This is a genomic window from Arthrobacter sp. NPDC057388 (genome assembly GCF_042668165.1).
Taxonomy (GTDB): domain Bacteria; phylum Actinomycetota; class Actinomycetes; order Actinomycetales; family Micrococcaceae; genus Arthrobacter.
Genome location: NZ_JBHVBL010000008.1, coordinates 118,482 through 138,984, shown reverse-complemented (window position 1 = coordinate 138,984; position 20,503 = coordinate 118,482). Strand labels below are relative to the sequence as shown.

General features: G+C 67.4%; 20 protein-coding genes. 6 read left to right on the top strand and 14 right to left on the bottom strand.

Annotated elements, in window-relative coordinates; all coding sequences use genetic code 11:
* Positions 1-83: 83 nt before the first annotated feature.
* The 3 genes from rpsN to rpmB are packed head-to-tail and all read right to left on the bottom strand — an operon-like array spanning position 84 to position 797.
* A complete protein-coding gene (gene rpsN, locus ACFUTU_RS06320; RefSeq protein WP_076799658.1) occupies positions 84-389 on the bottom strand; it encodes a 30S ribosomal protein S14 in 306 nt (101 codons plus the stop codon).
* Positions 390-393: 4 nt separating this feature from the next.
* The gene (gene rpmG, locus ACFUTU_RS06315; RefSeq protein WP_003798558.1) at positions 394-561 is read right to left on the bottom strand and encodes a 50S ribosomal protein L33; all 168 of its coding nucleotides are present in this window, start codon (positions 559-561) and stop codon (positions 394-396) included.
* A complete protein-coding gene (gene rpmB / locus ACFUTU_RS06310; RefSeq protein WP_003798559.1) occupies positions 561-797 on the bottom strand; it encodes a 50S ribosomal protein L28 in 237 nt (78 codons plus the stop codon). The genes rpmG and rpmB overlap by 1 nt, the downstream gene beginning before the upstream one ends.
* Positions 798-1,464: 667 nt before the next feature.
* Here rpmB and ACFUTU_RS06305 point away from each other — a divergent pair.
* From ACFUTU_RS06305 to ACFUTU_RS06295, 3 genes are read left to right on the top strand one after another with little or no spacing between them, the layout of a single operon-like run.
* Entirely contained in the window at positions 1,465-2,796 is a 1,332-nt protein-coding gene (locus ACFUTU_RS06305) for a ferric reductase-like transmembrane domain-containing protein (RefSeq protein ID WP_377962090.1), read from the top strand.
* Positions 2,793-3,371, top strand: coding sequence for an FMN-binding protein (locus ACFUTU_RS06300; RefSeq protein WP_377962087.1), 579 nt, complete (start codon positions 2,793-2,795; stop codon positions 3,369-3,371). The genes ACFUTU_RS06305 and ACFUTU_RS06300 overlap by 4 nt, the downstream gene beginning before the upstream one ends.
* Positions 3,355-4,200 (top strand): FAD:protein FMN transferase, encoded by an 846-nt coding sequence (locus ACFUTU_RS06295; protein WP_377962084.1) that lies wholly within the window; start codon positions 3,355-3,357, stop codon positions 4,198-4,200. Before ACFUTU_RS06300 ends, ACFUTU_RS06295 begins: the two co-directional genes overlap by 17 nt.
* 24 nt (positions 4,201-4,224) lie before the next feature.
* Here ACFUTU_RS06295 and ACFUTU_RS06290 read toward each other — a convergent pair whose 3' ends face one another.
* Positions 4,225-4,986 carry an SGNH/GDSL hydrolase family protein gene (locus tag ACFUTU_RS06290; protein ID WP_377962081.1) on the bottom strand — a complete coding sequence of 254 codons (762 nt, stop codon included), beginning with the start codon at positions 4,984-4,986 and terminating at the stop codon, positions 4,225-4,227.
* Positions 4,987-5,070: 84 nt separating this feature from the next.
* A complete protein-coding gene (locus tag ACFUTU_RS06285; RefSeq protein WP_377962079.1) occupies positions 5,071-5,556 on the bottom strand; it encodes a MarR family winged helix-turn-helix transcriptional regulator in 486 nt (161 codons plus the stop codon).
* A gap of 98 nt (positions 5,557-5,654) precedes the next feature.
* Between ACFUTU_RS06285 and ACFUTU_RS06280 the strand changes: the two genes are divergently transcribed.
* Positions 5,655-5,939, top strand: coding sequence for a YciI family protein (locus ACFUTU_RS06280; RefSeq protein WP_377962076.1), 285 nt, complete (start codon positions 5,655-5,657; stop codon positions 5,937-5,939).
* A 21-nt stretch (positions 5,940-5,960) separates the two neighbouring features.
* On the opposite strand, the gene ACFUTU_RS06275 is transcribed toward ACFUTU_RS06280, so the two are convergent.
* The 6 genes from ACFUTU_RS06275 to ACFUTU_RS06250 all read right to left on the bottom strand — a co-directional run bounded on the left by ACFUTU_RS06275 (position 5,961) and on the right by ACFUTU_RS06250 (position 12,302).
* The gene (locus ACFUTU_RS06275) at positions 5,961-6,740 is read right to left on the bottom strand and encodes an SGNH/GDSL hydrolase family protein (protein WP_377962105.1); all 780 of its coding nucleotides are present in this window, start codon (positions 6,738-6,740) and stop codon (positions 5,961-5,963) included.
* A 276-nt stretch (positions 6,741-7,016) separates the two neighbouring features.
* On the bottom strand, positions 7,017-8,021 hold the full coding sequence (locus ACFUTU_RS06270; protein WP_377962102.1) for a siderophore-interacting protein: 1,005 nt from the start codon (positions 8,019-8,021) through the stop codon (positions 7,017-7,019).
* Between the two features lie 83 nt (positions 8,022-8,104).
* Positions 8,105-8,932 carry an ABC transporter ATP-binding protein gene (locus tag ACFUTU_RS06265; RefSeq protein ID WP_377962074.1) on the bottom strand — a complete coding sequence of 276 codons (828 nt, stop codon included), beginning with the start codon at positions 8,930-8,932 and terminating at the stop codon, positions 8,105-8,107.
* Positions 8,932-9,978 (bottom strand): FecCD family ABC transporter permease, encoded by a 1,047-nt coding sequence (locus ACFUTU_RS06260; protein WP_377962099.1) that lies wholly within the window; start codon positions 9,976-9,978, stop codon positions 8,932-8,934. The genes ACFUTU_RS06265 and ACFUTU_RS06260 overlap by 1 nt, the downstream gene beginning before the upstream one ends.
* Positions 9,979-10,061: 83 nt before the next feature.
* Positions 10,062-11,168 (bottom strand): FecCD family ABC transporter permease, encoded by a 1,107-nt coding sequence (locus tag ACFUTU_RS06255; protein ID WP_377962071.1) that lies wholly within the window; start codon positions 11,166-11,168, stop codon positions 10,062-10,064.
* Between the two features lie 9 nt (positions 11,169-11,177).
* Positions 11,178-12,302, bottom strand: a complete 1,125-nt coding sequence (locus ACFUTU_RS06250) for an iron-siderophore ABC transporter substrate-binding protein (protein ID WP_377962068.1) — start codon at positions 12,300-12,302, stop codon at positions 11,178-11,180.
* A gap of 208 nt (positions 12,303-12,510) precedes the next feature.
* On the opposite strand from ACFUTU_RS06250, the gene ACFUTU_RS06245 reads away from it, so the two are divergent.
* Positions 12,511-14,502, top strand: a complete 1,992-nt coding sequence (locus ACFUTU_RS06245; RefSeq protein WP_377962065.1) for an MFS transporter — start codon at positions 12,511-12,513, stop codon at positions 14,500-14,502.
* Complete coding sequence (locus tag ACFUTU_RS06240; protein ID WP_377962062.1) at positions 14,499-15,047, top strand: TetR family transcriptional regulator; 549 nt, start codon at positions 14,499-14,501, stop codon at positions 15,045-15,047. Before ACFUTU_RS06245 ends, ACFUTU_RS06240 begins: the two co-directional genes overlap by 4 nt.
* Positions 15,048-15,186: 139 nt before the next feature.
* Here ACFUTU_RS06240 and ACFUTU_RS06235 read toward each other — a convergent pair whose 3' ends face one another.
* From ACFUTU_RS06235 to ACFUTU_RS06225, 3 genes are all read right to left on the bottom strand, one after another.
* The gene (locus ACFUTU_RS06235; protein WP_377962059.1) at positions 15,187-15,951 is read right to left on the bottom strand and encodes a hypothetical protein; all 765 of its coding nucleotides are present in this window, start codon (positions 15,949-15,951) and stop codon (positions 15,187-15,189) included.
* Between the two features lie 195 nt (positions 15,952-16,146).
* A complete protein-coding gene (locus ACFUTU_RS06230) occupies positions 16,147-19,617 on the bottom strand; it encodes an ATP-binding protein (protein WP_377962056.1) in 3,471 nt (1,156 codons plus the stop codon).
* Positions 19,614-20,501 (bottom strand): DUF4194 domain-containing protein, encoded by an 888-nt coding sequence (locus tag ACFUTU_RS06225; RefSeq protein ID WP_377962053.1) that lies wholly within the window; start codon positions 20,499-20,501, stop codon positions 19,614-19,616. Before ACFUTU_RS06225 ends, ACFUTU_RS06230 begins: the two co-directional genes overlap by 4 nt.
* Between the last annotated feature and the right edge of the window lie 2 nt (positions 20,502-20,503).

The following is a 20,503-nucleotide window of genomic DNA, read 5'->3' as shown; positions in this document are numbered from 1 at the left end:
ATACTGGATGTTAAACGAAATGGTGGGCCGGCAACCATGTGGTTGCCGGCCCTCCTCAAGCAGCTGGAATCAGCAGTGCTGGATTACCAGGAAGACTTGGTGATGCCCGGGAGCTCGCCCTTGTGGGCCATGTCGCGGAAGCGAACACGGGAGATACCGAACTTCTGGAAGGTACCGCGCGGACGGCCGTCGATGATGTCGCGGTTACGCAGACGGATCGGGGAGGCGTTGCGGGGCAGCTTCTGCAGGCCGAGGCGTGCAGCTTCGCGTGCTTCGTCAGTCGCGTTCGGGTCAACCAGGGTCTTCTTCAGCTCGAGGCGCTTTGCAGCGTAACGCTCAACGATGACCTTGCGCTGCTCGTTGCGAGCAATCTTGGACTTCTTAGCCATGTGTTTAGCGCTCCTCTCGGAATTCGACGTGCTGGCGGATCTTGGGGTCGTACTTCTTCAGGACCAGGCGGTCCGGATCGTTACGACGGTTCTTACGGGTTACGTAGGTGTAACCCGTGCCCGCGGTCGACTTGAGCTTGATGATCGGACGTACGTCCTTGTCCTTTGCCACTAGAGCTTCACTCCTCGTGCCAGGATGTCGGCGACGACAACGTCGATGCCGCGTACGTCGATGGTCTTGATGCCCTTTGCAGAGACCTGCAGAGTGACATTACGGCGCAGGGACGGAACCCAGTAGCGCTTCTTCTGGATGTTCGGGTCGAACCGGCGCTTGTTGCGGCGGTGCGAGTGCGAAATGCTGTGTCCAAAGCCCGGCTCGGCTCCGGTCACCTGGCAGTGTGCTGCCATGACGACTCTCCTCTGAAAAAATGAATGAAACGGCGGGCAGAATTCTGCTTCACCGCGCGGCAGGCGACGTCCGGATCCAGCCTCACGCACCCGCAGGTCGCTAACACCGGCGAACCGGGTTGCTGCGGCGGAATGCGATGAGCCACGGACACTTGGCGATGGGAACCACCGCGAAATGCCGGGTTACTGGGCGAATACAGGAATGCACGCAACTTGAGCCCCTAACTACCGGCCTGAAGTGCTGTATTTACTGCCTACAGCCGCCGCAAACCGGAGCAATTGCACACGCTCCGCGCCACCTAGCGCCAACCAAGTCTACGAGACACGCGAATTAAAGACCAATCCGGCGGGATAAGGGTGTACAAAGCCTGCGGGCCGAGGGCGCCCCGCGTCTCCTGACACACAACTCCCTTCAACACATACCGGGAAAGAAGGCTCTTCACAGCAAAGCCATAGGCTCGGAGCAGAGCCTTGAGCCATGAACACACAGCTTTTGCCCTCAACCGGAACCCGGACGGGCGGCCAATCCGGAGCTCAAGCCGGGAACGGGACCGAAACGAGGACCGGGACCCCGCCGCCTCCTGCCCACGGGCCTGCGCCGGTTGGGGACACCGGCCGCTTCGCCGGCCAGCACCGGCGCCGGCTCCTCCGTGCTGATGCCTTGACCGTGACGGCATGGTCCTCGCTGGCCGCTTCTGTTGCGCTCTGGCTTGCCGACGGCGGCCTGAGGGCGGCCTCATCGCCGGCGGGCCTGCTCACCGCGCTGGGCATCGTTGCAGGCCTTGCCGGCATGGACCTGGTACTGCTCATGCTTTTGCTGGCGGCCAGGATCCCGTTCATCGACGGTGCCGTTGGGCATGACCGGGCGCTGGAGTTTCACCGGAAGCTGGGCAAACCTTCGCTGTACTTGCTGCTGGCCCACGGACTGCTTATCGCGGTGGGCTACGGCATGGCAGAGGGGCTCGATCCGGTCAGCGAAGCTGTGGCGCTCTGGGTGCTGGTGCCCGATATGTGGCTCGCCTTCGTCTCCCTGGCCCTCTTCATTGCGGTCGTGGCCACGTCCCTGGTGGCGGTCCGACGCCGGTTCCCCTACGAATTCTGGTACGCCGTACACCTGCTCACCTACGCCGCTGTGCTCACTTCGCTGCCGCACCAGTTCAGCGTGGGCGGACTCTTCGCGGAAGGAACGTGGCAGCGCTGGTACTGGGCCGCCATCTGTGTGGCCACCGGGGCGGCCCTGCTGTACTACCGGGTCATCCAGCCCGTACGGGCAACGTTCAGGCATCAGCTCACCGTTCAACGCGTCACCCCGGTGGCCCCCGGAGTGGTCAGCATCGAAATGAGCGGCCTGCAGTTGGGCTCCTTGGCCGGCAACGGCGGACGGTTCTTCATCTGGCGCTTCCTCGCCCCGGGACTGTGGTGGCATCCGCATCCATTCAGCCTCTCGGCAGAGCCATTGCGGACCGGGCCGGACGGGCACGGAAAGCTGCGGATCACCGTAAGAAACCTTGGTCGCGGCTCGGCCCGGCTGCTCCGGCTGCGGCATGGAACGAAGGTGGCCATCGAAGGGCCCTACGGACTTTTCAGCTCGGCCGCACGCAGCAAGGACCGTGTGGTTATGATCGGCGCCGGAATTGGCATCACACCGTTGCGGGCACTGCTGGAAACCACCCCTTTCGCGCCCGGCCAGGCCACGGTCCTGCTCCGCGGGCACAGCAACCAGGAGCTTTACCTCGGTGCGGAAATCCTCGAGCTGTGCCGGCAGCGCGGCGCAACGCTCTTCCACCTGACCGGTGGACGGGACCGCGGTTCACCCGACAGCTGGCTTCCGGCCGCCGAGCACCGGTCCGGCTACACCCTGGCGGACTACGTCCCGGAAGTCGCCTCCGCCGACGTCTATGTATGCGGGCCTTCGCAGTGGGCAGACTGCGTCCTGGACGCCGCCCGTGCCGCCGGGGTCCCTGAAGATCAGCTCCATCACGAAAGGTTCGACTGGTGAGAATCAGAGCAGCAGTTTCAGCCGCCTTGGCTTCGGCCGGCATCCTCCTGGCCGGTTGGCAGTCGGGTGTCCACGTGGCCGACACCCGCAGCGCGCTTGCCGCGGCAGCAGCGGGAAACCACGCAGCCGGAACCACGGAGAGCACAGACAGCAGTGGGACCACGTCGCCGGGATCATCGGCGGGCACCTCCGGGACGAACGGGACGAACGGGACGTCCGGCGCGGCAGGTGCCGCAGGTGCCGCAGGTGCCGCAGGTGCCGCAGGTGCCGCAGGTGCCGCAGGTGCCGCAGCCAAGGCCGGCGGCACGTACGACGGCGACGTGGTCCAGACCCGTTTCGGCAGCGTGCAGGTGCAAGTCACCGTGAAGGCAGGGCAGATCACCGACGTCGCGGCCCTGAAACTGACCGACGCCGAAGGCCGCTCCGTGCAGATCAGCAACTACGCCGCACCGATTCTGCGCAGCGAGGTGCTGCAGGCACAGTCCGCCAACGTGCAGACGGTGGGCGGCGCCACCGTCACCAGCGATGCCTACCTCACATCCCTGCAGGCAGCCCTCGATGCAGCAAACCTCTGAAACCACGCACCGGCTCCGGGCCCGGACGTTCACCTGCATGGGGACTGTCATCAGCCTGACGGTCCCCACGGAGGCCCGCAAAGCACCTCAGACAGCGGTGGATGAGCTGGAAGCGGCGACCGCCGTCGTCGAACGCCTTTTCACCGAACTGGACAGCATCTTCAGCCTCTACCGCACCGATTCGGAGGCGAGCCGCCTGGTGCGCGGCGAACTCGCGCTGCCGGCGGCGTCGGCGGAAATGCGGGCGCGGTATGGGGAGGCGGCCGAATGGAGGCTCCTCACCGAAGGCGCGTTCACGCCGGAGCGTCCGGACGGGGCACTGGACCTTTCCGGAATCGTCAAAGGGCACGCCATTCGCGAAGCCGGCATGTCACTGCTGGCACTTGGGATGGCCAACTGGTGCCTGAATGCCGGCGGGGACGTGCTGGTCAGCGGCTCTCCCAATCCCGGCAGCGATGCACCCTGGCGGGCGGGAATCGTCGACCCGGCGGACCGCAGGACCCTGCTGGCCGGATTCCCGCTGGGCGGGCTTCTGCGGGGCGGGCTTACTTCGGCTGAACAGACGGCCGACGGCGGGACCCGGGTGGCGCTGGCCACGTCAGGTTCCGCTGAGCGCGGCGACCATATCTGGAGCGCCCCGGCCGGGGCGGCGGATTTCCTGCAGGTTTCTGTGGCGGCAGCGGATGTGGTCACAGCCGATGTTCTTGCGACTGCGATCGTGGCCGGCGGGATTCCGATGCTCAACCGGGCCACAGCCATGTGGGATATCGAGGCGCTGGCCGTCCGCACCAACGGTGACCTGCTGGCCACTGACGGATTCCGGCAGTAGCCAGGGCCGCGGCGGACCGCCTGCCTAAAGTCTGGTGAGCTGGGCGTACCTGGGCTGGAGGTTGTCGCCGGAGGATTTGCCGGTGACCCGGCGGACCACCCACGGCGCGGCGAATTCCCGGACCCATTGGGCGTTGGCCCGCAGCGCCTCCGCCCTGCTGAGCTCGGGGACGGGGGTCATGGGCGGAACCTCGATGGAATGCTCGTGTTCCAGGACGGTCAGGACGCGCTTGGCCATGTTTGCGTGGCCGGCGGCGGACATGTGCATCCGGTCCCGGGCCCACATGCCCCAGTCGTAGTATTCGTTGAAGCGCCAGTAGTCCACCAGCAGGGCGCCGTGGTCCCCGGCAATGCCCCGCACCAGCTCGTTGTAGATGGCTGTACGTCCCCGCATGGTGCCGAAAACCTTGGATCCCCGCGCGTCGAAGCCCGTGAACAGCACCACCGTGGCACCGGTGGCCGCGAGTTTTCCGACGGCCTTGTCATAGTCAATGAGCAGGTCGTCGATGTCGATCTTCGGCCGGAGAATGTCGTTGGCACCCGCGTACAGGGTCACCAGGGTGGGGTTGAGGGCGATGGCGGCGTCCACCTGCTCGGCCAGGATCTGCCGCAGCTTCCTGCCCCGGATCGCCAGATTCGCGTAGCCGAAGCCGGGGTCCGCGGCAGCCAGCTGCTCCGCCACCCGGTCAGCCCAGCCGCGTACCCCGTTGGGCCGCGTCGGGTCGTCGTCGCCCACGCCCTCCGTGAAGGAATCTCCGAGGGCGACGTAACGGGCCGTGAAATCCATGGGAGTTAGTCTGCCACCCGTTGCCGGGAGCAACCAAGGCGGGCCGCACAGTTCACCGGTTGCCGGTGGTTCCTGCTGCTGGCGCTACGGTTGCCGCTCGCGGAGGATCCAGTGGTTGCTGTCCAGGCGGGCCACGATCTTTTCACCGATGCGGGCGAGATCCGCGACATCACGCTCGCTCAGGGCGTCGAGGAACAGCGAGCGCACAGATTCGACGTGGCCCGGCGCCAGCTCCACGATGGTGGCCATGCCCTCTTCGGTGAGGTGTGCGGTGGTGACGCGGGCGTCGCCGGGATGCGGCCGGCGTTCCACCCACCCGCGGTTCTGGAGCTTGGTGACCACGTGGGACAGCCGGGAGAGGGAGGCGCTGGTCCGTGCGGCCAGCTCGCTCATGGGCAGGAAGCGCCCGTCGGCCTCGGAGAGCATCGCCAGGACGTTGTAGTCGAACAGCGACACCTTGCCGGCGGCATGCAGCTGGGTATCCAGCGACGCGGGCAGCATGGTGTTGATGCTCAGCAGGGCAAGCCATGCCCTGCGTTCATTGGCGTTCAGCCAGCGCGGTTCGGTCATTACTCCATCCTAGGAGAACTGACGCTTGACGGTTCAAGGCCGGGGTCCGGCAGCGGCGGGTCACTAACGGCCAGCACCGTGGCGGTAGGCTGGCGGTCATGTACGTAGTTTCCCTGACCTACAAAGTTGCCCAGGAGATCGTGGACCAGCACGTGGATGCCCACATGGACTGGGTGAACGATGCCTTTGACCAGGGCATCTTCATTGCCTCCGGCCGCAAGGTTCCGCGCACGGGTGGCGTGCTGCTCTCCAAGGCAGACCGCCTCACACTCGACGAGTCGCTGGCCAAGGATCCGTTCAACGTGCACAGCGTTGCCGACTTTGATGTCGTGGAATTCGCTGTCACCCGCACCGCGCCTGGATTCGAGAACCTGCTGGACTAACCTGCCGGAGCTGGGCCCGCGCTAAGCAGCCGGCGGCTCCATCAGCTTTTTCAGGCCGCCCTTCCGCGGCACCTTCACCGGCTGCGGCCAGCGGGGACTAAGGTTGTCGCCCAGTGTCACACCCCGGAGCTTGCGGCCAAAAAGCGGCAGCACCCAGTCATTCACCCAGCGCCGCTGGCGCCGCTCCCAGTCGCGGAGCGACATCCTGGCCGGCGGCTCCCACTCCTTCAGGCTGATCTTGTGCGGCACCCCCAGGTGGTCCAGGACCTGGGCGGCGAGGTACTTGTGGCCGGCCTTGGACATGTGCAGCCGGTCGGTGTCCCACATCCTGCGGTCGTGAAAGGCTTCGAAGCACCAGTAGTCCACCAGGACCGCCCCGTACTTCGCGGCGAGTTCCCGGACCCGCCTGTTGTACAGGGTGTTGCGCTTCTTCAGCGGTTCAAGCACCGCGGACACCTTCACGTCGAACCCGGTGAACAGGACCAGGGTTGCGCCCGTGGCGGCCAGCCGGGCTACCAATTCCTCGTATTGGGCGAGGAGCGCGTCCATGTCGGTGCCGAAGTCCAGGATGTCGTTCCCGCCGGCGTAGAGGGTGATGAGTGTAGGCTCCATCGCCAGCGCCTGTTCCAGCTGTTCATCCACGATGTGGCGCAGGCGCTTGCTCCTGATCGCAAGATTGGCGTAGTGCCAGCCGGGTTCCGCCTTGGCGAGTTTCTCCGCCACCCGGTCAGCCCAGCCGCGTACTCCGTTAGGCAGCTTGGAACTCCGGTCGCCGACCCCTTCCGTGAAGGAATCCCCCAGGGCCACGAATACGCGCCGCCTCCCCCGGTCCGGAAGCAATGGAGAGACACCCACCCGGACAAGGTACACACGCTCTGCAACATTCAGGGAAACCCGAGATGAACGACGGCGGGTCCCGCCCGGGTGTTCAGGCTGCGGACGCGTCGGGGTTCAGGCGGCAAGAGCTGCGGACGCGTTGGGGTTCAGGCGACAGGAGGTGAGGACGCGTCGGGGTGGAGGCGACGGGAGGTGAGGAAGCGTCTGAGCCGGCGGACCCGGTTCCGGAGCGCCGGGGGCTCAGAGCTCGGCTTTTCCCTGCCGCCAGTACCCCATGAACGCCACCTGTTTCCGGTCGATGCCGACGTCGCGGACCAGGTAGCGCCGCATCTCCTTGATGACCCCGGCCTCCCCGGCGATCCACGCGTAGAAGGGCAGGGCGCCGGCGGGCTTGTCGGGGTTTTTGGTGGCAGTGACGGCGGCGGAGTCGAGGCGGGCCGGGGTTTCCCACAGGATTTCCTGGTCCACGTTCACGTCGTCGGGCTCCGGACCGGCGGCCTCGGCGGACTTGATGCCCACCCAGCCCGGCACGGGGACCGCTGACCGCACCGCTTCCCGGAGGAGCTCGCCGTGCGGCCGGGACCTGCCGATGGAGGCGCCGCGTGCCAGCCAGGTGATTTCGACGTCGGCCGCAGTCTGCAGGTCCAGGAAGTCGCCGGCCTGCGGCACCTCGAGGAAGGCATGCCCGGTCATGTACCCGGGCAGGCTTTCAAGAATGGCGCTGATCGCGGGGACGGCCGTTTCGTCGCCGGCCAGGAGCACACGCCCGGCCAGCCCCGGCCGCCATTCGATTCCGGAGTAGATCTCCGCAGTAACGCAGTGCGCCGCGCGGTTGTTCGGGCCGATCAGGGTCAGGGTATCGCCCGGCTTGGCCGTCAGCGCCCAGTTCGCCGCGGGACCGCCGTTGCCGTCGGCGTCGAAGTGCATCACGAAATCGACGTCGATCTCCGGGTACACGGCGTCCAGCCGGGCCTGCCGGACTGTGTAGGTGCGCATGGAGCCGCGCGTGGCCGGATCCATGGCCAGCCATTCCTGGTACCAGCCGCTCTCCTCCATCCGGAACTGCGGCAGCGGAAGCCGGCTGCCGTCCGGCGCCAGCGAGGGGATCATCAGTTTGATGCGCAGGTCCATGCTGTCCCCGTGGACACCGAAGTCGCGGAGCGAGTAGCCGCCGAATGTCACGCGCCGGAAGTTCGGGCTGAGCTCCTGAACTGCGGAGACGGTGACATCGAACGCCAGCGTCATCGGCTCCGTAGCCAGGCCGCGGCGTTCCGGCCCAGAGGCGGTGCGGGCGGGGCTGTCCTGTACTGCACTGCTGTGTACTGCACTCATGAGGCCATCTCCAGGGTCGTCGTCGGAACTTTTGGGTCTGCGTGGTGCCTGCCGAGCGGAATGATCAGCGGGGTGCCGGAGACCGGATCCGGCACCACCCGGGACTCCAGTCCGAAAACGTGCCGGACCAGTTCCTCGGTAATCACGCTGGAGGACGCGCCTTCGGCAACGATCCGCCCGCCCTTCATGGCGATGACATGGTCCGCGTACCGCGCGGCAAGGTTAAGGTCGTGCAGCACGATCGCCACCGTGGTGCCGCGTTGCCGGTTCAGGTCGGTGACCAGATCCAGCACCTCGACCTGGTGCGCGAGGTCCAGATAAGTCGTGGGCTCGTCAAGCAGCAGCACGTCGGTTTCCTGGGCGAGGGCCATAGCGATCCACACCCGCTGGCGCTGGCCGCCGGAAAGTTCGTCGACGTTCCGCCCCGCGAGCTCCAGCGTTTCGGTGGCTTCCAGCGCACGCTGCACCGCGGCGTCGTCCTTGTCCGACCAGCTGCGGAAGAAGCCCTGGTGCGGGTAGCGGCCGCGGCCCACCAGGTCACGGACGGTGATGCCGTCCGGCGCCGTGGGGTGCTGCGGCAGCAGGCCGAGCGTGCGGGCGAGTTCGCGCGCCGGGCGGGAGTGGATGTCCTTGCCGTCGAGGGTGACCGTGCCGCCCGCGGGCTTCAGGAGCCGGGACAGCCCGCGCAGCAGCGTGGATTTGCCGCAGGCGTTGGCGCCCACGATCATGGTCACCTTTCCTTCGGGAACCTCAGCGGTGAGGTTTTCAACGACCCGCCGCTGGTCATACTGCAGCGTGAGGTCCCGGGCGTGCAGAACAGCCATCAGGCGTCCTTTCGGTCGGAGGTGACCAGGAGCCACAGCAGGAACGGGGCGCCGAGGGCGCCGGTGATGACGCCGACCGGCAGGACGGTGCCGTCCAGCAGCAGCGGGGCGACATTGGCGGCGAAGTAGTCCGCTGCCAGGACGATCAGGGCGCCCACCAGGGCCGATGCAGGGAGGCTGGAGCAGCCGGTGAAGCGGCGGGCGATGGGGCCGGCGAGGAAGGCGACGAACGCTACCGGCCCGGCAGCCGCCGTCGCCACTGCAGCGAGCGCGACGGCGGTAAGCACCAGACCCAGCCGCGTGGCACCCACCCGGATGCCAAGCCCTGCGGCGGCGTCGTCCCCGAGCTCGAGGATGCGCAGCGGTCCGGCCAGCAGGCCGGCGACCGGTACCAGGACCAGCAGGGCCAGGGCCAGCACCCCGGCACGGTCCCAGCTGGCGGAGTTGAGTGAGCCGTTGATCCAGATCAGTGCCTCGGCGGCAGTGCGGATGTCGGCCCGGGTCATGAGGAAGCTGACCATGGCGTGCAGCGCGGCGGCGATGCCGACGCCGGCGAGGATCAGGCGGCTGCCGGCGGCGTTCCCGCGGCTGCCGCCGCCGAGGGTTCCGCTGCGGGAAATGCCATAAATCAGTGCCGCCACGGCCATCGCGCCGCCAAGGGCAGCCCCGGACACCGCGGCACCGGAGGCGCCGAACACGACGATGGCCAGGACCGCTGCGGCGCTGGCCCCGTAGCTGATGCCGATCACGTCCGGGCTGGCCAGCGGGTTGCGGAGCATGGTCTGGAACAGTGCACCGGAGAGTCCGAACGCCAGTCCGATCAGCGTGCCGATGACAGCCCGCGGCAGCTTGGCTTCCATCACGATGAAGCTGGCGCCGGGGATCTTCTCGCCGCCGGTGAAGTGGGCGGTGAGGATTTTGAAGAAGTCCGGGATGGTCACGGTGTAACTCCCCAGCAGGATGCTGGCGGCCAGGAGAAGCACGACGCCGGCGGCCAGTACCGCTGTCCGGTTCAGTTTGCGCCGGTTCGCAGCGCGAACGGGCAGATGATGCCCTGTTTCGGCGGTTTTGAGGTTGTTAACTGCCAGTTCGCGCTCGCCGGTGGTGGGGGCGGAGGTTCGAGGTGTGCTCACAGGCCTGCCCCCTTGCCGCGGCGGACCAGCCAGACGAAGACCGGTGCGCCGATCAGGGCAGTCATGATGCCGGCCGGGACCTCGCCGGGCAGCAGGATGACCCGCCCAACGACGTCGGACACCAGCAGCAGCGCCGGTGCGAGTACTGCGGAAAACGGCAGGATCCACCGGTAGTCCGGCCCGGTCAGGAAGCGGACGGCGTGCGGGACAACGAGGCCGACGAACCCGATGGGTCCGGCCAGCGCCGTGGCCGACCCGCACAGCAGGACGATGCCCAGCGCGGTGACGGCCCGGGCCAGGCCGACGTTCTGCCCCAGGCCGCGGGCCACGTCGTCACCGAGAGCCAGGCTGTTGAGGACGCGTCCGGCCAGGAGCACGATCACTGCCCCGGCGGCGAGGAACGGCAGGCCGGGCAGCACCACGGACCAGTCCCGCCCCGCAATGCCGCCCACCTGCCAGAAGCGGAAGCGGTCCAGGGTGTCCTGGCTGGAGACCAGGATGACGTTCATCAGGGAGAACAGCCCTGCGCTGAGGGCGGCACCCGCCAGGGCGAGCTTGACCGGCGTCGCGCCGTCCCGGCCCATGGAGGCGATGAGGTAAACGACGACGGCGGCCACAGCGGCGCCGATGAAGGCGAACCAGATGTAGCCGGTCAGCGAGGAAATGCCGAAGACGTAGATGCCGGTGACCACGGCAAGCGCGGCGCCGGCGTTGACGCCGATGATGCCCGGATCGGCCAGCGGATTACGCGCCACACCCTGCATCGCCGCGCCAGCCAGGCCCAGCGCCGCACCTGCGAGCAGTCCCAGCAGCGTCCTCGGGATCCGGGCGTGCACCACGGCATGGTCGCCGTCCGCGGGGTTGAACTGGGTCAGCGCCTGCCACACGGTTTCGAGGGACAGGCCGCGGGCACCCACGGCCAGTGACGCGGCGCAAACAACGGCAAGCACGACGACGGCGGCCAGCAGCCAGGCGGGCTGCGTGCCTTTACCTGCGCGGGTCCCGGCGCGAACGTACAGTTGGGGCCCTGTTTCGTCGCTTTTTAGGGCCTCAAGTGTACGTTCGCGCTCCCCGGAGGAGGCCGTCGTCGTGCTTGGCGTCATGGCTGGTATTTACTTGGCGGCTGCGTCAGCGCCGGCTGCGAGCTGGGGCAGGAACTTGTCCAGGGCCCACGGCAGGCTCAGCGGGGACGACGCGGAGATCGCCAGGGTCAGGGTGTTGTCCGAGTCGGCAACGAGGGCGCCCTTCTTGACGGCTGGGATCTGGCTCAGCAGCGGATCCTTGACGATCTGGTCCTTGGTCTTGGCATCCGGAACCCAGGTCACGAACACATCGGACTCCAGCTCGTTGGCCTTCTCGGCGGACCATGCGGTGAAGAACTCCTTGGAGCCCTTGGACTTCTCCTCCACAATGGCGGCCGGCTTCATGCCGATCTCGGTCAGGAAGCGCGGGCGGTTGTCGGCGGCGAGGTACACGTTCACGCCGTCGCCCTTGGCCGGCTCCAGATTGCCGTAGATGAAGGTCTTGCCCGTGAGCTGCGGGTACTTGGCGGCCTCCGCCTTGATGGTGGCCTCGGTGTCGGTAACGAGCTTCTCCGCTTCGGCGGTCTTGCCGAGGGCCTTGCCGATCAGGGTGGTGGCTTCCTGCCACGGAGTGCCGTAGGCGAGCTCAGGCTGGGCCACGACGGGCGCGATCTCATTGAGCTTCTTGTAGTCGGCGGCCTCGAGGCCGGAGTAGGCGGCCAGGATGACGTCCGGGTTGAGCTTGGCGATTTCGGTGAAGTTGATGCCGTCAGCCTCGGAGAACTGGACCGGGGCCTTCTCGCTGCCGAAGGAGGCCCCCAGCTTCTCGAGGGCGGCGTCCTTCCACGGGGTGGAGCCCTTTTCGTTGTTGCCCCATTCGTTCTTGGGGACGCCGACGGGAACCACACCGAGCGCGAGGGCGATGTCATCGTTGACCCACGAGATGGTGACAACGCGCTTGGGCTGTTCCTTGATGGTGGTTTCACCGAAAACGTTCTTGATGGTCACCGGGAACTGGGCGCTCTCGGCAACAGAAGAGCCGGTGTCCGCGGAGGACGAGGCCGGGCCGGTGGAGCATGCGGTCAGGGAAAGCGCCGCGGCGGCGAGGACAGCGGTGGCCTTGCCGGCGGTCTTGAGCAGCGAGCGGCGCGTGGTGCCGGCGGCAGCAGAGCCGCCGCTAACAGTCTGCCGGCCGTTGAAGAGGGGGGAAGTCACGGAACTCCTTAGGTGAATGAAGAGAACCTAAGTAAGGCTAGCCTATCCTTCCGAAGATTACGAAAGGTTTGCGTCACGTAATTGCCTCGGGTGGCCAGACTAACGTTCGGCGCCTTGCGGGTAAAGGGTGAACGATGGTTCACTCGAAGGAGTAAACGCCCGTTCACCCACCCGCGGGCATCCCCTCCCTCCAAAAGGCCTGCCGCACATGACAGCACCTCCCGCCCCGAAACCAGCCCGCAGCCCGTCCGCCATCACCGCGGTCCTGGCGCTGAGCGGCACGCTGGTGGCCCTGATGCAGACCCTCGTGGTGCCGCTCCTGCCTGATTTTCCGCGGATCCTGGCGGTTACGCCGGACGACGCATCCTGGCTGGTCACGGCAACGCTCCTCGCGAGCGCCGTGGCCACGCCGATCGTGTCCCGCAGCGCGGACATGTACGGCAAGCGGAAGATGATGGTCGTCTGCCTGGCCATCATGGTGGCGGGGTCGGTCATGGCCGCGCTGGGCGGGACGTTCCTGTGGCTGATCGTCGGCCGGGCCCTTCAGGGATTCTCCGCCTCCCTGATCCCGGTGGGCATCAGCATCATGCGCGACGAACTGCCCAAGGAGAAGATGGGCTCCGCCGTGGCACTGATGAGCGCCACGCTGGGCATCGGCAGCGCCCTGGGCCTTCCACTGGCGGGCCTCCTCTACGAAAGCCTCGGCTGGACCTCGATCTTCTGGGTTTCCGCAGCCGCCGGCGCGCTCCTGCTGCTCGCCGTCGTGCTGGTGGTTCCGGAATCCAAAGTCCGCACTCCCGGCCGCTTCGACTACGCGGGGGCGCTAATGCTCTCCGCAGCGCTGGGATCACTGCTGCTGGCCATCTCCAAGGGCGGCGCCTGGGGCTGGGGGTCGGAACCTGTCCTCCTGCTGTTCCTGGCGGCCGCGCTGCTGCTGGCTGTGTGGATTCCGTACGAGCTCAGGGTGGGCCAGCCCATGGTGGATCTTCGCACCACGGCCCGGCGGCCCGTCCTGATGACCAACCTGGCGTCGCTGCTGATCGGTTTCGCGATGTTCGCCAACATGCTCCTCACCACCCAGCAGCTGCAGCTCCCCCGCGCCACCGGCTACGGATTTGAACTGAACGTCATCACGGCCGGCCTGTGCATGGTGCCCTCAGGCCTGGCCATGGTGGTGTTCGCCCCGGTGTCCGGCGGCATCATCCGGCGCTTCGGCGGCAGGTCTGCCCTGATGGCCGGCGCGGGCGTGATGATCGCGGGGTATGTGGGCCGGGTGTTCTTTTACGACTCCATCACGTGGGTGATCATCGGTTCCACGGTGGTAAGCGTGGGCACGGCCATTGCCTATGCCGCCATGCCAACGCTGATCATGGGCGCTGTCCCGATCACAGAAACCGCGTCCGCCAACGGCCTGAACAGCCTGGTCCGCTCGATCGGCACGTCGACCTCTTCTGCCGCCGTCGCCGCCGTGCTCACCTCGGTGACCATCCCGCTCGGCGCCGCCAGGCTGCCCTCCTTCGATGCCTTCCGGGATGTGTTCTGGATGGCCGCGCTGGCCTCCGCCGCCTCCGTCCTCGCCGCCGTCTTCATCCCCCGGGCAGCGGCCCACCGCCCCGCCGCCGCCCAGCCCCCCGTGCCGGCGGCAGCGGAGCTCGTGGTGCAGGGGCGCGTCCTGGCGCCGGACCACCGCCCGCTCACTCCCGCCGTCGTCACCGTCCTCGGGACGGAAGGCGAGCCGGTGGACTGGAGCCGCGTGGACCACGACGGCAACTATTCGGTGGCATTGCCGGGCGCCGGAAAATACCTAGTGGTGGCCAACGCGGCAGGCTGGGCGCCGATGGCGGAGGTCTTTGACTTCGACGGCCGCACGCTAAAGCAGAACTTCCTCCTCCACGAGCGGCTGGAAATCTCGGGCCGTGCGGCCGTCGCCGGCGAGCCCGTGGCCGGGGCAGTGGTAGCCCTGCTGCACGCCACCGGCGAGCATGTGGATACCGCCAGGACTAACGACGACGGCGGGTACACACTTCCGCTGCCCGCCGCCGGACGCTACATAGTGACTATGCTTCATCCCGTGACTCATCAAGCCGTGGCGCGCAAGCTCGCCGTCGACAACCGGTCCGTGACCGTCAACCTTTCAGCCGAACAGCCCGCGCAGGCGGCAGGAGCGCAACGGCCCGGCGGGGAACCGGTGCGGGCATGAGCAGCCCCAGCCAGGAGTCCATCCTCACCGCGGCAGGCCGGCTGTTCGGCGAGCGGGGCTACCGGGCCGTGACGGTCCGGGACATCGCCGCCGAGGCCGGGGTTTCGGCAGCCCTGGTGATGAAGCTCTTCATCTCCAAGGCCAAGCTGTTCGCCGCGGTGCAGCCGGACGAGTCGCTGCTCACCGAGCTGACCGTCCCGGCGTCCGAACTCGGCGGCGCCCTCGTTTTCCGGGTGCTGATGCGGCGGGAACGCGGCATGCAGGAGCCCTGGGCCATCATCCCGATCAATGTCCACGATGCCCCCGATCCGGAGGCGGCGCGGAACGAGCTGCGGGAGCGCTACGTCAGCAGCATCGCAAAGCTCATCGGGGATGCGACGCCGGACCGGCGGTATGCGTCCACCGTCACCGCCCTGATGACCGGTTTCGGCGAAACCCTGCGGACGCTGGGGCTTTTCGACGGCTGGGACTTTGACGAGCTGGTGTCCTATTACGGCGGGATCGTGCAGGCGCAGATCGATGCCTGCACGGCCGCCCACGCCTAGCTTCCAACGCTTCCTCAGCTTTCGTCGCCCAAACCCCAACCCCTCCTCACATCCTGCCGCCCACAGCACAACGCTCCCGCACATGAAAGTGAGGAAGCGTCCGGGCCGACCCGACCAAACCTGAGGAAGCGTCCGGGGCCTACTTGTATGTGACGCTCAGAAGCAGCGCTTTCAGGGCCTGGCCCTCGGCCCCCGTGAGCCAGGACTTGGCCGCGGCGTCATTGGCGAAGGGCTTCTCAATGAACTGCACGTCGGCCAGGATGACGCCTTCCGCGGTGCGGATAATGCCGTCCAGCGCGGCCCCCTGCCCTGAGGCGGGAGCCCCGGCCACCAGGTGCATGCGGTAGGTTGCGTTGCTCTCCATCCGGTCCACATAAAACGCGTAGTGGGCGGCCGGCGCGGGCTGTCCCGCAAGACCTGGAACCGGCGCTGACTCGAAGACGGTGCGGGTCACCGGGTGGGAGACGCCGTCGGCGATCTTTCCGGCGTACACCGTGGCTTGCTTGGTGCCGCTGGCGTCGGTGACGGTGGCCGTGGCGGACTCCGACGGAGATCCTCCCCCGGTGAAGAGCTCCACCTTCCAGTCGGCCGGGTACTTGAAGGACACATGCCCGTTCGGGAAGGTGTACGTCTTCAGCTCGGCAGGTGCCGGGGCAGACGACGGCGTGGTCCCCGGCGAGGCTGCACCGGCGCCACCGCCGCCAGAAGCCGCCGGCGTGGCAGTGGCTGCCGGGCTGGAGGACGCCGGCGCCGACGCTGTGGCCGACGCGGAGGCAGAGGCCGGCGCAGCCGCCGGGGAGGAAGTCGAGGGGGCTGCCGAAACTATGGCCCCGCAGCCGGCCAGTGAGAGGGCGGCGGCGGCAGCAAGGGCCGTGATTGCGGGGGCGCGGAACGCAGGGCGCATGATGGTGCCTTTCGAAAATGACGCCGCCAGGCTCACAGGGGGCTGCGCTGCCCGCCGCGTGGGAGTATCGGTTACCCTGTAAAGCATCCGGCGAAGACTGGTGGAGTCACCACCTTGGCACGCTAAAAGAGCCTGCCACTAGAACCGCCACAATAAATCCATCGATTTGTTATAAACCGGCTGGAACTGTTACACCTAGCGCAGCACGATATCCACGGGATTGGCCTCGGAGCGCCACTGCCCTGCTGTACCGGGCTTCGGCGTGATAACGGGAGCGCTAAGCACACCGGACCGGTTGGTCCGCCTGTCCCGCAGGATCTCCGTGACCGAGCCAAGGTGCCGGGACAGGTCGATGACGTTCTCGGGAGCCGCCAGGAGCAGCTGGAAGCCGAACTCGTGCAGCGCCTTGATGCCCGCGCCGGCGAATTCCTCGGAGGCCAGCACGAACGCCTCATCCATCATGACCGTGCCGTAGGTGGTGAAGCCCTGCTCGGCGATCCCCAGCTGGTAGCTCAGGGCGGCAGCCATAATGAACGCGGTGAACCGCTGGCGCTCGCCGCCCGACATTGATCCCGTGTCGGCGTGCATGAACACTTCCGTGCGCTTGCCGCCCTTTTTCCCGGCCGGCGCGTCAACTTCCCGGTGCTCCTTGCACTGGATAAACAGGTGTCCGCGCACGTCCAGCACCTCGGCCCGCCAGCGCCGGTCCTCCGGAGTCTGCGATCCCAGCCGCTTCACGAGCGTCTCCAGCGATTTGTAGCGGGCGGTCAGTTCGGCGTCGTCGTTCTGGGCCGCTTGCGGGGTTTCCGCCTTGGCTGCCTCTGCCTTGACCGGCCGAACGTGCCGTGTCTTCAGCGCGTTCTGGATGGCGTCCTTGAACTGCTTGGCGGTCGCCGGCAGGGTCTGCTTAATGTCGAGCTCCAGATAGCTGCCCTCGTGGAAATTCACCTCGGACAGGATCCCGTTCAGCGGCAGGATCCTGCTGGTGATGGAACGGCGCTCCTCATCCAGCAGGTGGAGCAGCGTGCTGAACGACTCGTGCGTGCGCTGGTTGAAGAACTGCCGGAACTCGGCCTCCTGGGCGGGCAGCCCGTCATTGATGATCGCGTGGTAGCGGGCCTCGAACTCGCCCACCGCGCCGATGGACGTGCCATGGTCAGCCGAAATGGCCGTGCCCCACTCCCGGACGAAGCCTTCGAAGATCCGCGTGAGCCGCTCCGCCGTCGCCTGGGCACGGGACTCCGCACCGTGCAGTTCGCCGAGCAGCTGGGTCCGCACCCGGCCGGCCAGGTTGTCCAGCTCATGCATCTCCGTGACGTCGCCGAATTCGGCGAAGTACGGCGCCAGCGCCGCGGCGGTGGAGTCCGACGGCGGCGCCTGGTTCAGGCGGGTGCGTGCGGCTTCCAGGAGGGAATCGGAGGCGGTGAGCTGCTGGTCCAGCGCCTTGTATTCGCTCTGCAGCACCGCGGCGCCCTCGGTGCTGGACTGGTGTTTCTGGCGCGCCGTCTCGATGTTGGCGCGGAGCGGTTCGAGGTCGGCCTGTGCGGCGAGGGCATCCTTCAGCCGCTGTTCAATCCGGCCAAGCTCGTCCGCGGCGACCGCGGCCGAGACCTGTTCCCACGTGCGGTTGTCCTCGGCCACCCTGCGCAGGGCCTCGAGCTGCCGCGACATGCCCTGGTGTGATTCCTCGCGGCTTTGGGCCAGCTCGGCTGCCTTGGCCAGTTCCTGGCGCAGGTCCTCCGCCTGGCCGGCAACGAGTTCCAGCTTGGACGCGTTGTCGAACCCGAGAACGTAATCCTGCCGGCTGGTGAAGCGGTCGTCCTTTTCCACGGTGTGCCGGTTGCGTTTGACTACGCCGCCGAGGCTCAGGCCCTTGTCCAGGACGGCCAGCTCGTCCGGGTTCTCCACACACGGGTAGGCAAAGTCGAGGGCGATCCGCTCCCGGATCCACAACCCGGCGTCGGCGTTCATCCCGGTGGTGAGGATGTCCAGCTTGGTCAGCAGGTCGCCGTCGGCCACGTCCTCCACGGCGAGCGCGGCGCCGGCGAGGGGCTTGGACACGTCAACCGCGCGCAAAGCGCCGCGGACGGTGTGGCCGTTCAGGTAGCGGGTCACCGCCGCGAAATGCTCGCCCGGCACCAGCAGCGTAGTGGCCAAGTTCCGCAGGGCCCGTTCCGCCGCAGGGCGCCACTGCTCCTGCCCCTCGGCGAGGTCGATCAGCTCACCGCCAAACGGCATCTGCTCCTCGGGGATGCCCGTGGCCGCGGCAATTGCCGCCCGGTTTTCAATGCTCGACGGCGGCAGCAGGGACTTGCGCGTTTTCAGCGAGACCAGCTCCTGCTCAGCCGCTGCAAGCTCCCGCTTCTTGGCTGCGTGGGCGTCGAAGGCCTCAAAGCGCAGCTCCTGCAGGGCCGCGGAGTCGTCCTTCAGCTCGGCCGAGCGGGCCGCGGCCTGTTCGTGGGCCTGCTCCCAGCCCTCTGCAGTCCACTCCAGGTCCAGGCCGGCGTCGGTGAGCGCCTGGCGGGCCGCTTCCTCCACCTGCTGGCGGAGCTTCAGCCCCACCCGGGCGTTCTCGAGTGACTGCTCGATCGAGGAGATGGCGTTGCCGCCCTGGTTGTTGTACTCAGCCTCCAGCTGCCGAAGCTCCTTGGCCAGGCCGTCGCGCACACCCCGTTCCGCTGCGAGGTCCTTGGCCTTTGCCTGGGCGAGCGCCTTGAAGCGGGTGAGCGTTTTCTCGTGCACGGTGACGGCAAGCTGCTGCCGGTAGGCCTCGAATTCCTCTCCCGCGAGCTCACGCAGGCGGTTCGCGTCGAGCAGCGACTGCGCGTATTCCCTGTTCAGGCCGGGGACCGGGGCCAGCTGGTCGCGCTGCTGCCGGACGTCCTCGAGGCGCTGACGGATGGACATGAGGTTGCTGAATTCCTCGACGACGTCGTCTGCGGCGGCCAGTGTGGCCGGGGCATCCAGGACCTGGTCGCGGAAGAACGTGTTCACGCTGCCGCCGAGGCCCTTGCCGGCCTGGATGACGCGGAGCAGGGGCAGCGCCTGGTCGGAGTTGATGCCCAGGAGCCGGCGGAAACGCTCCGCGAAGGCCTTGTGCACGTCAAAGACCTGGGCGTCGGGGAAGATGTTCTCCAGGGCCGCCCGGGTGAAACGCTTCTCGGCGATGTCCTCAATGGCGGACAGGTCCAGCGGCCTGTTGTCGATCAGGTAGTACCGGCCGACGCTCGACTCCGTGCCGTTCTTGGGCAGGTCAAACAGTGCCGACACCGTCACCCTGGTGCCCGCCGCGTTGTCGAACGTGAGCGCGACGGCGGACCAGGTGGCCCCGGGACGCTGGAACGCGCTGGCCGAACCCTCACCGACGGCCTTGTCCCCCACCTTGCCGCGCATGTACGTGAACGTGGTGCGCTTGTCCTCCACGGCCCCCGAGCGCTGCGCGGCAGCCTCGTTGGAGCGGGGCCGGGCGTCGAACACCCGAAGGATGGCGTCGAACAGCGTCGACTTGCCCACGCCCGAGTTGCCGGTCAGCAGCGTGCCGTTACGGTCCACGTGCATGGTGTGCGCGCCATGGAACGTCCCCCAGTTGACCACCTGCACCAGGGCCAGACGCATCTGTCCCGGGTTGACGACGTCGCCCAGCGGAAGCATGCTCGCAATACTCACTTGGCTGCACCTTCCTCGTTGATCCGCTTACGGGACGCCGACGGCAATGCCGCCCCGTCTGCCCGCACGTCACCTTCGGGGGCGGCATCGGCATCGTCGGTATCGTCTGGGGCCGTGTCGCCGTCGAGTTCCAGCATTGCTTCGGTACCGGCGGGGTCTGCTGTGGCGGCTATCAGGGCTTCGATTTGGGCGGGGATGTCACCGATGTTGTCGAACGGGAGGGCCAGGGGCAGGGCGTTGGAGATGGTGTAGACGTCGTCCAAACCTGTGGTGAGCAGGAGCTGGCGGGCGAGGAGCTTGGTGATTGCCCGGTTCACCACGTCCGAGTCGCGCAGGGCGTCCTGCTGGCCGGACGGCTGGTAGTGTGCCACCAGTTCGGCGATTTCCTCGCGCGTGATGGTGGGATCGGTCTGCGCCGTGACGTGGCGGTCCAGCAGGAGGCGCAGGCGCAGCAGCACGATCGTCTCCACCCGGCTGAGCGCACGCTGCTGGCGCAGGATGCTGGAACGTGCACTGCCGCCGATCGCGTCGGGGTCAACGGGGCGCAGCACGGCAATCTTGCGCTCGTGGTCCAGCTGCAACGTGAGGAACAGTTCGGAGAGCCGGCTGCGCAGGATCAGCTGGTTGTCCAGCAGCGTTGTCCAGAGTTTCTCGTCCCGGCCGCCGTCGACGTACGGCCCTTTCAGCAGCTTCACGAGGGCCTGGCGCACCTTCATGGGAAGCACACCGGTGTCGCCGGGGAAGAGCGCCGCACCGTCCACGAACGTGTCGCGGGGGCTGACGCCGGCGGCAAATGAGCTTGTGTGGGTTTCGGCAGGCTCAGCCACCTCTGCAGGCTCAACCGGCGGCGCGGCGGCGTCCGCCGTCATCATCTCTTCAGTCATCG